Source organism: Paracholeplasma vituli (assembly GCF_025446935.1).
GTDB lineage: Bacteria > Bacillota_I > Bacilli_A > Acholeplasmatales > UBA5453 > Paracholeplasma > Paracholeplasma vituli.
The window spans coordinates 1-13,713 of record NZ_JAOEGN010000004.1 but is presented as its reverse complement, the minus strand read 5'-3'; the positions used below and the strand labels follow the sequence as shown (position 1 = coordinate 13,713).

The 13,713-nt window shown below is 32.5% G+C and carries 11 protein-coding genes and 1 other annotated feature; all 11 genes read right to left on the bottom strand.

From position 1 onward, the window contains the following. Positions 1–177: 177 nt before the first annotated feature. Positions 178–633 (bottom strand): hypothetical protein, encoded by a 456-nt coding sequence (locus N7603_RS02845; RefSeq protein WP_262095827.1) that lies wholly within the window; start codon positions 631–633, stop codon positions 178–180. Between the two features lie 49 nt (positions 634–682). Beyond that, positions 683–1,489, bottom strand: coding sequence for a hypothetical protein (locus N7603_RS02840; RefSeq protein ID WP_262095826.1), 807 nt, complete (start codon positions 1,487–1,489; stop codon positions 683–685). 552 nt (positions 1,490–2,041) lie between these two features. Further along, positions 2,042–3,652 carry a chaperonin GroEL gene (gene groL, locus N7603_RS02835; protein WP_262095825.1) on the bottom strand — a complete coding sequence of 537 codons (1,611 nt, stop codon included), beginning with the start codon at positions 3,650–3,652 and terminating at the stop codon, positions 2,042–2,044. A gap of 25 nt (positions 3,653–3,677) precedes the next feature. Further along, positions 3,678–3,938: a co-chaperone GroES gene (locus tag N7603_RS02830; protein ID WP_262095823.1), complete on the bottom strand. Its 261-nt coding sequence runs from the start codon at positions 3,936–3,938 to the stop codon at positions 3,678–3,680. 892 nt (positions 3,939–4,830) lie between these two features. Continuing rightward, positions 4,831–6,180, bottom strand: coding sequence for an ATP-binding protein (locus N7603_RS02825; RefSeq protein WP_262095822.1), 1,350 nt, complete (start codon positions 6,178–6,180; stop codon positions 4,831–4,833). 492 nt (positions 6,181–6,672) lie between these two features. After that, entirely contained in the window at positions 6,673–8,520 is a 1,848-nt protein-coding gene (locus N7603_RS02820; RefSeq protein WP_262095821.1) for an AAA family ATPase, read from the bottom strand. Position 8,521: 1 nt separating this feature from the next. Beyond that, positions 8,522–8,896: a hypothetical protein gene (locus N7603_RS02815; protein ID WP_262095819.1), complete on the bottom strand. Its 375-nt coding sequence runs from the start codon at positions 8,894–8,896 to the stop codon at positions 8,522–8,524. A 184-nt stretch (positions 8,897–9,080) separates the two neighbouring features. After that, positions 9,081–9,299, bottom strand: coding sequence for a hypothetical protein (locus tag N7603_RS02810; protein ID WP_262095818.1), 219 nt, complete (start codon positions 9,297–9,299; stop codon positions 9,081–9,083). A gap of 263 nt (positions 9,300–9,562) precedes the next feature. Then, positions 9,563–9,958, bottom strand: coding sequence for a hypothetical protein (locus tag N7603_RS02805; protein ID WP_262095817.1), 396 nt, complete (start codon positions 9,956–9,958; stop codon positions 9,563–9,565). 729 nt (positions 9,959–10,687) lie between these two features. Next, entirely contained in the window at positions 10,688–11,365 is a 678-nt protein-coding gene (locus N7603_RS02800; RefSeq protein ID WP_262095816.1) for a hypothetical protein, read from the bottom strand. A gap of 304 nt (positions 11,366–11,669) precedes the next feature. Continuing rightward, a complete protein-coding gene (brnQ, locus tag N7603_RS02795) occupies positions 11,670–12,989 on the bottom strand; it encodes a branched-chain amino acid transport system II carrier protein (RefSeq protein ID WP_262095815.1) in 1,320 nt (439 codons plus the stop codon). 129 nt (positions 12,990–13,118) lie between these two features. Next, positions 13,119–13,370 (bottom strand) — a binding site (T-box leader). Positions 13,371–13,713: the final 343 nt, after the last annotated feature.

Genomic DNA, 13,713 nt, shown 5'->3' with positions numbered 1-13,713 from the left:
GTTATCTCCCACTCGCTAGGTACCTTCATTATACAATAACCCACATGTTCTATGTATGGTTTATCGATAAATTTAGGATTAAGTAATCAGATAACAAGTTTCCTTTTTATGGATTACCTAATGCACTTGTGAATAATCGAACCCTACCTTTCACTAATAGACCATTTCCTTGATATTCTAATAATGTCGAAACGTCTTAGTCGTTTCAATATTATGTTCTGCAAACAACTTTTTCATTGCTTTATAAACCCGAACCTGATGGCAAATAAAGCTTGCGATAACCACTGTATGTCCATCTTTTTTATGAAGTTCACACACAAAAGCAATCGCTAGATAAGGCACATTCAAATTGAACGCGACTTTTTTGATATCGACTAAATCATGGGTTTGAATCGTATGATTCGTATAAATATTTATCTTTTGATGATCCATTTCAAATGCGACTTTGGGTACACGCATGTAATATATAAACGTATGGACCAAAATCCCGCCAATTAGAAAACAAAACACGACTGACAATACCGATAGAATTACGTTGAAATCAAACCATAACGACCAGATACCAAGCCCAAAAAACATGAAACCAAATAACAATATCCAGGATGCTGCCATTTTTGAATGATACGCTACCATATACATCTCTCCTAAGTACTGACTATTTTGAGTAAATCCAATTCAATGATTAGGCTATGATGCCCATCAATCCCAATAGACTTAACAATAATGAGACTAATCCTAAGCCCATAAATAGCATTGGAATGCCATAAAGATCTTTTTTCGGAATCGTGTTCCAGTAAATATCATTGGGCGTCATCCGTTCGCGTTTTAGATTTTGATGCATACAATAGATGTGTCTAAATCGATAAATTGTGCCAATAGTCAAATAAATCGCCATCATCAATAGACCACATGCGATGCCAAGCACTAAGCCATATTCAGTATCAAACATACTACGTCCCACTAAGGCTAATCCAGCAATGATAACAAGAAATCCATAGGTGGCAAAATAGGCTAGCAGTTTTACCCTTTTGACTTGTTGATCATCGAATACGATTTGATCTTGTTCAGATTGATATATCATTTTTACAGAATATTTTTCTAACCCGTGAATTTCAAGTGGCAAATCTTGATCCAGAATCACCTGATTGAGCACAACCCCTAATTCAGCAATTTCCTTCGGTTTCAACTCAATGACTTCAGGATAATCCCACAAACATCCCTCGAGATTAAACTCAAAATGTTCTATTTCTTTGAAGATATAGGTCATCATCAAGCGATTTTGCTTACGATAAAGTAAAAACGCAGCTGGTATTTCATTAGATTCGTCCTCAAAAACCAATCGAATTTCGTTTTCTTCTAATTGATCAAATACAGTTTCATATACCAGATTAATATCCGCTTCGTTATCCAAAATGGCCATGATGTTGGTATAATACTGTCCGTTTTTTTGATAAAAAGCTTCTAAAATCTGTTGTGTTGTCAATGGCATAATTTTCTCCTGTTCTATGCGGTATTCATAATGTTTGGGTTTAAGTTTACGTGACTGTATATTGTTGTGTCAATCCATATTCATTCATCTTTGAACGTTTGATAGACTTAAAGATGATACTTATTATCAAAATATCCTCACAGTTACTGTGCGGATGCTTCAATCTATCTTGATATTTATATTAGATTTGAAACCCATTTTGCATACAGTGTAATGCCTGTATAGTTTGTAATACTTTGTGCACTAAAACTGATTTCAACTGCGGTTATATCCTCACTAAAATCCCATTGATGAATGAGTTTTGGTTCACGAAACCAGCCTTCAAACTGAGGCTTGCTCTTCTCGGTGCTTCCGGGATATAACTGATTCAACTGCTAAAATATACTATACAATCTGACACTCGGGAGTGCATGAAACAACTAAAGAGAGTTCCAATACTTTAATTCATTTCATTAACACAAAGTTCTTGACACTACCAATGCTAGAAATGATGAAAAATATAGGGTATCTACACATCGATACCCTAAATCATTCATTTAATTACAATTTATTCTAATACATCGCTGGATTTGGCATTGGAGTTTCTTTTTCTTTAATCTCAACAACAGCAGCTTCTGATGTAATCATGAGTGCTCCAATACTAGATGCATTTAATATTGCATTTCGTGTTACTTTAGTGGGGTCAATGATACCTTCTTTCATCATGTTAACCCATTTACCTTCTTTTGCATCAAATCCATAATCTTTATGTTGTTTACGTTGTTCTTCTAAGATATCTTGTCCATCATAACCAGCATTTTCAGCGATTTGATATAGTGGTTGAGATAGTGAATCTAGAACTGCTAATATTCCTTTATAAACATCAATATTACTGTCTTTCAATGTTTGTTTAAGTTCTGTTTGAATATTGACTAGAATTGAACCTCCACCCGTGACAATACCTTCTAAAATAGCGGCTTTAGTAGCATTTAGTGCGTCTTCAATACGTAATTTCTTTTCTTTAAGCTCCGATTCTGTAGCTGCACCGACTTTAATAATCGCAACTCCACCAGCAAGCTTAGCTAAACGCTCTTGAAGTCGTTTTTTGTCATACTCTGCAGATGAAACGTTGATTTGTGCTTGGATTTCGTTGATGCGTTCATCAAGCGATGCCTTATCTCCTTGACCACCAATTAAAGTCGTTGTGTCTTTCTTAACAACTGCTTTATGAACTAAACCGAGATCTTCAAGTTTTAAATCTTGTAGTTTCATCTGTAAATCTTTAGCATAGAAGGTTGCTCCGGTTAATATGGCAATATCATTTAACATATCTTTTTGATTGTCACCAAAACCTGGAGCTTTTGTAGCAACAACATTAAATGTTCCTCTAAGTTTGTTTAATATTAATGTCGATGTAACTTCATTTTCAATATCATCAGCAATAATTAATAATGGTTTATTAGCTTTAACAACTTGTTCTAAGATGGGAAGTATATCTTGAATTGTTGACACTTTTTGATCTGTCACTAAAACATATGGATTTTCAAGCTCAACTGTCATGGTTTCACGATCGTTTACGAAGTATGGTGAGATATAACCTTTATCATATTGCATACCTTCAACCACTTCGAGTTCTGTTTCAAATCCTTTAGATTCATCAACAGAAATAACACCATTTTTTGAGACTTTATCCATTGCTTCTGCAATGATTTTTCCAATTTCTCTTGATGATGCACTAATACTAGCAACATTTTCAATATCTTCTCTTGTTTCTACAGGTCTCGATTTTTCTAAGAGCTTCTTAGCTACTTCTTTTCCTGCACGTTCGATACGTTCCCTGACAAGAACAGGATTTGCTCCATTATCAACTGCTTTAAATCCTTTATGAATGATTGATTGTGCAAGAAGTGTTGCAGTGGTTGTTCCATCACCTGCAACATCGTTAGTTTTAGATGCTACTTCATAAAGTAGTTTAGCTCCCATGTTTTCATAAGGATCTTTAAGCTCAATTTCTTTAGCGATGGAAACACCATCGTTTGTAATTAAAGGTGAACCATATCCTTTATCTAGTACAACGTTTCTACCTTTTGGTCCTAGGGTGATCTTCACTGCATCAGCAAGTAAGTCGACCCCTTTTAGTAAAGATGATTTTGCATCTTTACCATAACGAATTTCTTTACTCATTGTAAGTACCCTCCTTTAAGATAATTTATTTTTCTAAAATAGCTAGAATGTTTTTTGATTGAACAAGTAAATATTCTGTTTGTTCAATCTTGACTTTAGTACCAGCATAAGATTGATAAATAACTTCGTCCTCTGCCTTGATATTCTCAACTTTAGGACCTACTGAAATCACTTTACCAATCGCTGGTCTGTCTTTTTCTTCAGTGGCAAGAATGATACCACTCGCTGTGGTTTTCTCTTCTTTTTTCACTGAAAGAACGACATAGTCTTCTAATGGTCTAATCACAATAATCCCTCCATTTCTGGCACTCGTTTATGTGTTGTGCCAATCCAGTTATTATTATATTCAAATGAAAAAAGTTGTCAAGTGCTGAATGTTAATAAATGATGATTTTATTTGGCTATTCATTAATTTATAATGCTCTTTTTTTTAATATGATAAAATAAGAATTTTTGCCTTTCTGCTGCATAAAGCGGCAGCAATATTTGGAGCTTCCTCTTCTTAGCTTCACTAATTGATAATCATTATTGTCACTCATAGAAAAAACGACTCAAATCAATTAAGAGTTGGGTCGCTTGAATCGATTTATTTTACTGCCAATACTATCATTTAAAAATCGCAACTCGTGACCAAGATATGATTTTATGCCACTAAAATACTCTCGTGTAAATTATTTATGACTTTAATCAAAACGTCTATTTTATCAATGAAAAGTCCAACGACATCAAAATCACTAAATGGTGACTTATCAAATCGTGTAGATTTTTTAGAACCCCCTCTTCATATCGTGTAGAAATCTTAGCACCCCTCACTTAAATCGTGTAAACCTGATGTTGTTGCTGCAAGTTGCTTGTTAGTTTCAACTCCTTAAATTGACCCGACTGTGCTAAAAAAGCTTGATAATCGACTAATAATTGGCATTTTTTCGATGTTTCGGCTTAATTTAAGCACAAAAAAGGCCTGATTAGTGTATCAGACCTATTCTAGTTAGATGTCTAAGTTAAAGGAGGTTAATACGATTTAGCACCCTACTAAATTTTTAACACACCCCTTAAATAACTAATATTTAATAATAAAGCGTAACGTGATTATTAATCTATTAGAGGAAAATCATCGATTCTCTAAAAAACTAATATCCCGTTTTCTAACAATAAATAACCTGCTATTGTCCCGTTTTCTAAAGTGATAATTCACTCAGTTTGAGCGGTTCCCTCTTTTTAATCACTTCATTCTTTTCGATGAACATAATCATATATATCGGTAGATAAATGATTCTATCTTTTTCGCTAACGTTGAAATTAGATAGCACGATTGCGCTATTAAACTGACGTGTTGACATAAAATAGGACAAAGCAGAATGCTTTTGATAATCCTTACCACTTTTTACTTCGATCGGAAGCAGTTCATTGTTATGTTCGATAAGAAAATCTACTTCTCCATGTTTTTTGCTGTTGAAATAGTAATTTTTATAGCCGTGAGCCGTTAGTTCTTGTGCAATGGCATTTTCAAACATTGAGCCACAATTGATATCTTTACCTTTTTCAAGAAGCCTTAAAATGGTCGCTGACCCATATGCGCTAGTTAACATCCCAACATCTGAAAGAAATAATTTAAAAAGATTACTTTTTTTACTTGCTTCCAAAGGAATTTCGAATTCTGTTACGTTATAAACAGGTAATGATACACCTGCATCAATTAACCAATTAAAACTGTTTTCATAACGATCAAAACGAAGCTCCTTATCAAGGTTAGTAAAAATGTAACGTTTGTTTTTGGTGTTCAACTCAGCTGGAATTAAATCATACGTTTTAATGAGTTTCAGTTTCTTTGACTGTTCATATCTTGTGAAGTCTTTTCGATACTCCCTTTGAATTTTCACATGAACTTTTGAAACTTGAACAAAATCATTGGAATCAAGGTAGGTTTGAACAGCTTCAGGCATTCCGCCAACGATTAAATACGTGTAGAATGCTTCAATGATTTTATCATGAACAAAATCATCAACAGGAGTTAATTGCGTGTAACATTGTTTCAAATGACTGATTACATCATCTCCAAGTCCATTTGCGATTAAGAATTCTTCAAAATCCATTGGATACATATCGATGGTTGTAAGATAGCCAACGGGAGCGGAACGTAAATCCACCAGTTCTACTCCGAGCAGTGATCCACTTAATACATACTTAAACTTCCCTTGTTCAACTAGGAATTTTATGATTGTAACGATTTCTTTGCATTCTTGGACTTCATCAAAAAAGATTACCGTTCCGTCTTTGAGTTGTTTATTCGCTGCAACTCGTAAAGCCATTAAGAACTTGTCGGCATCTTCTTCAATGGCGGATTTAAATATCTCTAGTAATTTGGTTTGCTTAATAAAATTAAATTCAATGAAGTCCTCCGCTTTCTCTTTTAAAGTTTCACGAATGATGAATGACTTTCCAACTTGTCGAGCACCTGTGATTAATAGTGCGTCATTCCCATTCAGAATCCAATCATCAATTTGCTTCTTAATTTTTCTAAATAACACATTAACCACCTCGATAATCATATTATACAACTGTTTGTCCCGTTTTACAATGTGTTTTATGAATATTTTGTCCCGTTTTCTAATATCACCAAAATAAATTGACTCCAAAAGATATGCTTTGAAATAGTTCCATTATTTGTTTAAATTCATGAATAAAGTTCTCAATAGGTTTCATTGATTTTACCTCCAACTGCTTCATTTGTCTCAATAATGTCATTGATGTCACTATTTGTCACCATTTGCAAAACTTTTGATCTCATTTCCATTGTTTAGTTTAAAAGTTATGCTTTTATCTCTATGGACAACAGCACTTTTTACTAAAAGCATCCATATCGGTTCATTCCATTCCGAGAGTTTATCATCGACACGATTTAAGTTGGATATAAAGGCTTTCATATTGAGTACTTGAACTTTTTTGTTGTCTCTTTCTTTGATGATTTCATTTTTATCCGCTTTTTTATAGAATATTAATAAAATACTTAAATATTTAAGTTAAACGGTAATATAGTCAAACAATTTCGCGAAATTGTCTTTTGTAACTTTGTTTAACTTCCCTTTTTTAATTCTTGCCTTGAAGTTTGCTGCATTGATAAATGATTTATCCAATCTATCGGTTGCATCGAACAACTGTTCAATATTCATGAATGTTTCGTCCACTTCTTTTAGTGAAATGACCTCTACATTTTTGTAAGCTTTTTTCAATACCATTTCTTTGAACTGAATTGCTGGTTTATCACCATCTACTAAGAATATTGGATTCTTATCAATTTTCAGAATGGTATCAACAAGATTCTTTTTACTTATGCCCTGTATTGGCATAAATAGGAACTTGTCTATCTTTAAGATACTTGCAAATGCTGTTAGATAAAGATAGTCTGTTATACCCTCAACATATATGGTAGGTACATTTGGGTCTACTAATATATGTCTTGGTACAGTTAAAGCATCTTTAATTGGTCTAATCGCATCTGTATCATCATTCTCACCATCTTCTACTAAATGGAATTTACTTTGAATGACTGAATGATCACCAACTCGATTTATGACTCTAACTTCTTCTAAATAGTTCACATCGATAAAGAATGGATTGTGCGTACTTAGTACAAATGTTAGTTCATTTCTTTCAGCATACTCTTTGATAAATTTACGTAGTTCAACAATACCTGAAACGTGCAGATTAGTAGCTGGTTCATCCATTACAATGATATCCCCACGATTTAATCCCGATTTAGCAACCATTGTAAAATAGAACTCAAAGAACCATTTGAAACCTAACGATTGTTTATCAAGGTGTAAAGGCGTTTCATTTAGCATAAGCGTTAGATAGATACTATTGGTTTCAAGTGTGATTTCAAATGTATATTTGTTTTTGTTCAAATGGAATAACTTATTGAACTGCTCGCTTAACTCTTCTAATTTAATGTTAATTGTCTTTGCGGTTTTCTTGAGAAGACCAGGCATATTTTGTTCTTTAACTTTTGTATAACAATTCTTCAATTCTTCAATATCGTAGTCTATTGCTTTAAAGATGTGTCTATAAAAGTTTGAAGTATCAATATTTCCAGGTTGAATTGTTAAATCTGAATTCTTGAAATTAACAGGTGAATACAAAATTACGTTAGGTAAAATACTAAAATTGTTTTTCTCTTCATAGTTTCTCAATACATCCAACTTTTCACTGTTGAAGCCAAACTCATTTATATATCCTTTTATTCTTTCATCTGTTAGACTACCATCAACATGACTTCTAAAAAAATTGTACCCGTAACTTTGATAGTTAACAACTTTATTGAGAATACTGTGTATTAATGTGGCATGATTCCGCATATTATTTTTATCGATAGTCTTTACAGTTTTCCATTCTGCACTAGTTATAATCCAGTTCTCATCATTAGGGTAATGTGAGTTTTTCATACTTATTAACCTACTAATAGTTGACATAGCTAGATTCATCGCATATTCGGTTATATCTTTATTATCGAAGAATAAATTGGCGCCATCTTCTTTCTTAACAAAATATTGATTCTTAGGTATCTTATTGGAGTATTTCTTGTTAAAGCCATACATTGCTTTTCCTTCATGTATGACTAAGCTAACTTCTAAATCACCCTGTGCATTATCGAAATCAGGTAAATCAACAGCTGTAAATGGTGCGAAATTAGGGTCACGCATAGCAGTCAATGCAGAAAGCACATTGGTTTTACCACTATTGTTTGGACCAATCAAAATAACCAATCCACCAAATTCACCCTTACTTGTACTAGCGTTAAGCAATAATTCTTGTTTCTCATCAATACCAACATTCTTATAATTCTTAATTTGCAAGACTCTGTGACCCATATTAGTTCATCCCTTTCTCTAAGTCATCTATGTTTTCTACTTCTATAATTCTCTTAATTAGCTCAATTTTAGACTTGTCTAGTTTCTTTTTTGACTTGAGTAAAATGGAGATTTTTTCAATAAGCTCATCTGGCTTATCTTCTTTAGATTCTTTGACATACTGATTAAATAGATAGTCTGTTAGAATCGGCTTTGTGATACCTCTTGTGGATTCTATATATTTGAACAAGTCATACGTCTTTTTGTCAATACTATCAAACTCTTGCTTTTCAAAGAGTTCTAAGTATTTATAAAGTGTGGGTCTGCTAATATCCAGATATATTGTTAGTTCATTTAAGCGGAATCCGATATTTCTTAGTTTATCTCTGACGTTCATTATATCCTCCCCTTACACTTTTGATTATAAACCATTTTTACATTTTATGTCAATATATTTTTACATTTTTTGTAAAATAGATTCAGATATATAAGGATATTTACACAAATAACGAAAAATGGAACCCCTCAATTGACGAAAGTTCCATTGATTTTTTTAATTTTGTTGGTATTTATAAAGAGAGTCAAATTGATGAATAGTAAGTTAAGTGTTTAATGACCCCAACAAAAGTGGGTATCATGACAAAACCCTCTTCTAGTTTGAATGATGATTGATTTAGTACATCTATCAAATACTGATCAAAATATGGTACGTGAATTAAAATCTTGTCGAATGCGTAATGACTGATAATGTACGCTTTAAAATAGTCTATCAGACTCGTTAAATCTTCGTTAGCTGTCAATAGCGTTTTGAAAATGTATTAAAAAGGCTTGATACTAGGGCGAATCACTCATTCGCCTATGTATCAAACCCATGCTTGTAATATGTGTGTGCTTTACCTTTTTGATACAATTCGTACGCCTAGTTGAAAAGTTCGCACCCCTGTTCATTTTTTCGTACCCATCCTTTTTAACATTGAAATGGGGAAAAACATTTTAACAAAATCGATAAATTGGAAGTTGTCGCTCGATTTATATTATCTAATTTTTCTTTCTATAAATTAGATTAGATATTTTGGATAACCTTACTGTAATCAATATTTGTTTTTTTAATTGAAACATAGTTAGTATTTGTGTTATCATTTCTAAAATATATAAAGTCATTTATAAAATAGAAAATTGTAGAATCACCATTGTTTGTATAAACATAAACAATTAATCTTGCATTCATTTTATCATTTATATTAGAATCAGTAATTTCATATAGAACATCTAAATGCTGATAAAATTTCCTATCAAATTCCCATGCATAAGATTGAACTAAAGAAGTGTTACAACCTGCGCTTTCTATGTTTCCTATTTCAAAGCCAGTAGCCTCATATAATGATATACCTTCTTTTTTACAAGCTGTCAATCCAAAAATCACAATAAAGATAATTAAAAACACAACGATTTTTTTCATTTCTAAACTCCTCTCAAAGTTACTCTTAATAGTACGACAAATTACTATTCACGGTTTCATACTATAAATTTTTTTCTCGTAACTTTCCTCAATCCTAAGGCACCAACTATAATTAAGCAAATACCAACGAAACCCAAAACTATTAAAATAGTATCTGAAACACAATTAACATTAAATATAATATTTTTTTTATACGTCTCATCCCCTTATAAATTAACAATTTTCCTTTTCAACTTTATCCCGACAACTTGAAAGTTTACACTGGATTTATCTAATATCCTATTTATAATATATAATTTAGATATTACTATTTAGTTAATATCCCTATAAATTTATACTATTTTTCTAAAGTATATTTTAATAGAAATTCACTAAAATCATCTGGTGTAAATAACTTTTTTTCGATTTGGTAAAATTATTGTTTATACTATACCGCATATTAACAATTGGAAATTATGTTAAGCTGCACCTTGATGATAATACCTTTAGGCAGTCTTTCTTGGTATACATATGCTATGACCTAATTTCTCAAGCACGTTACAACGGAATGTTTTACCACTTTTACCTTACTAAAGCTCAACATCTTGTGGATCATGCTACTGTTTAATATAAAGACAATGTATGATTAACTTTTAAAAACGGCGCAGAAATAGAAGCACAGTGTAGTGATGAAAAAAAACCCTACCATTCTTAATTCCGTGGTAAGGCTCTAGCTTTCATTAAAAACAACTATGACACTTTCTGTTTATTTAATCTTCTCATTTCGCTGAATCCAATATATATTGTCCAAACATAAGCTAATGTTTTGGGTATCATAAGCATTCCTATAAGAGGGTGAACATCGCCCCATAAAACTACAGGGATATAAAACGCAAAACTAAGAACGATGGTCAACCACATGTATTTAAAGGCAATATCATTTGTTTTCTTAGTACTTTGATAAAACAGCACAATAATTAGAATACCCATCGCGGCAAAAGGAATATTACGATAAATACCCCAAGCTAATGGCGGTGTATCGCTAGTCCATGCATTTTGCGGCATAAAGCTAAGTACAATCCTTATAATTGCTAATGCATAAACTGAAATAGTTAATGCACCCTTTTCATCAACCTTATAGCGTAAACGCCAAACATAATACAATATTATATAAAATACAGTCATTGTTATTGAGGTGATAAACTTGCCGGTTCCTAACGCAGCAGTGAAGTTTTCAAGCCCTGTTGTATTAAGTGCTAATGCTCTGGGTACAAGGTGGAAGGCATCACCTAAGCCTAAGGTTACTGCCATAATTCCAAATAGCTTATATTGCTTGTTACCGTTACTGTTTTTTATCATCATGATACCCATAATGATTACAGTAGATAGATATACAATGTCAAATAATGTTTCTATAATTGCTTGCATAATAATGCTCCTTTTCTAATAAGTTTTTTCTTTAAGACTGTGGGGATTAGTATTTACAGTACTTATATCTTTGATCAAGATTCTCAATCACCCCTTAAATGTTTCTACAAATTTTGCTATACCTCAGTCTCAAACAGACTGTTGTACAGTTCCGCATAGAAACCGTTCTTTTCAAGCAACTCTTTATGGCTGCCACTTTCGATAATATCGCCACCCTTCATTACAAGAATCACATCAGCATTCATGTTTATTTATATTTAAAAAGTGTCTTTTATATTTAAATTATTACCTTTAAATATAAGTTTTATCTTATATTGTTCTCAAATCTTTTCTTCTTTAGGCTTCCGTAAATCAATCCTGCTACTAAGCCAACAGCTGCTGGGATAATCCAGCCAAGTCCTTTAGAATAAAATGGTAGATTGTTTAGAATACCAACTTTTAATCCAAAATGTCCTAAGGCTTCTAAGATACTGACAAAGGAAGTGCATACCATTGTAAATAAATATACATAAGAATTCCCCTTGAATAAATTATGAAAGAATGCAAGGACCATAAGAACAATTGCCATTGGATATATAGCTATCAAAACTGGGAACGAAAATTTAAGTATTTGTGTCAATCCTACATTTGCAAATATCATACTTGATACAGAGAGTATTGTAATCCAAGCTTTATATGAAATCTTAGGCATTATCTTTGCAAAGTATTGACTACAGGAAGTTAAAAGTCCTACTGATGTTGTTAAACAAGCAAGAGAAAATATTAACCCTAATAATACAGATCCTTTTTGTCCAAATAAATAGAATACTACATTTGTAAGTGTTTGAGCTCCATTTTCAGTTGTGCCGAACTTTGACATTGAAGTAGCCCCCAAATATGAAAGCATTAAATATATGATTGTTAGAAATAAGCCTGCTATGGCTCCTGACTTTATAGTATTGGATACAAGCCTTTTCTCATCTGTTACTCCCATTTCTTTTAAAGCAATAGTAATTACAATCCCAAAATTAAGTGCAGCAATGGCATCCATGGTGTTATATCCTTCTACAAATCCTTTAAGCAAAGGAAAATGCACATAATCACCAATAGGAGCAGAAAATCCTCCTATGGGTTTAAATAAGCTAAATACAAATATACTAGTAATTAATACCAATAGTGTCGGAGTTAAAAATTTTCCGAATCTATCTACCAGCTTCGAAGGTGATAAGCATAACCAATAGGCTATTCCAAAAAAAACTAAGGAATATACAAATAAAGGGATTTTGCTTACACCTATAGAACTAGATAAAAATGGCGAAATGCCCATTTCAAAGGCTAAGCTGGCTGCTCTCGGTATGCCAAGGAAAGGTCCGATTGATAAATAAATCAAGACAGTAAATGCAAATGCAAATTTGGGATGTACACGACTTGCCAATATATGAAGTCCTCCTGTCTTAGCTACTACAGCAACTGCAAGTATAGGAAGACCCACTGCCGAAATTAAAAATCCTCCCATTGCTAATGGCATATTTGTTCCTGATAATTGTCCTAATTGTGGTGGAAATATTAAATTACCTGCACCAAAAAACATTGAAAATAGCATCAAACTAACAAAAAATAACCTCTTTTTTTTAAGATTCTCCATACTAAAACCTCCATTTTATTCTTTTTCTTTTATGGTCGCTAATCTTAATATCAATATCACTTTCCATTACCATTCCCCCTTGCTGCTTATTATAATATCATTTTAGAAATAAAAAAAACCCGTCCCTATAAAAGGGACGAGTTATACCCGCGTTACCACCCAAATTTTATAAATTAATATAATTAATTTATAACACTCATTATCGTACATTATAATACGTGTTCCTTTTAAAGGTGGACTACCTGCATTACTTACTATATAAATTTCAGTTCTGCTTCTCAGAGATGATTTTCAATTAATCTTTGAACATTGGCTCTCAGCATAACGCCAACTCTCTGTAGGACAAATAATTAGTTTACTCTTTCTCTTCATAGAATTTATATATTTAATTTCATCAAAATGATTATATCATACATAATTATTAATGTCAACCTTATAATAGCTTTCTTTTTAAAGTTCATACAAAAATTCTTTTAATAGCCCTATAACTTAACAATTTATCGAGCATTCTATATTCACAATTATATCACACCTAGTTTCTGATTAATATCAGTGTATTAGAAAGCCTTCTTCTTTCGTGTTTTTATTGACCTTTCGGTAAACGTCAAATAACTACACCCTAAGATTAAAAGAACGCCCAGCAGTTTGCACTGTTGGGCGTTTTCGTCACTGTTAGTCCATTCCCGCCATGTCGGCGATTGGAGCGTTCTTAGTCATTTTGTAG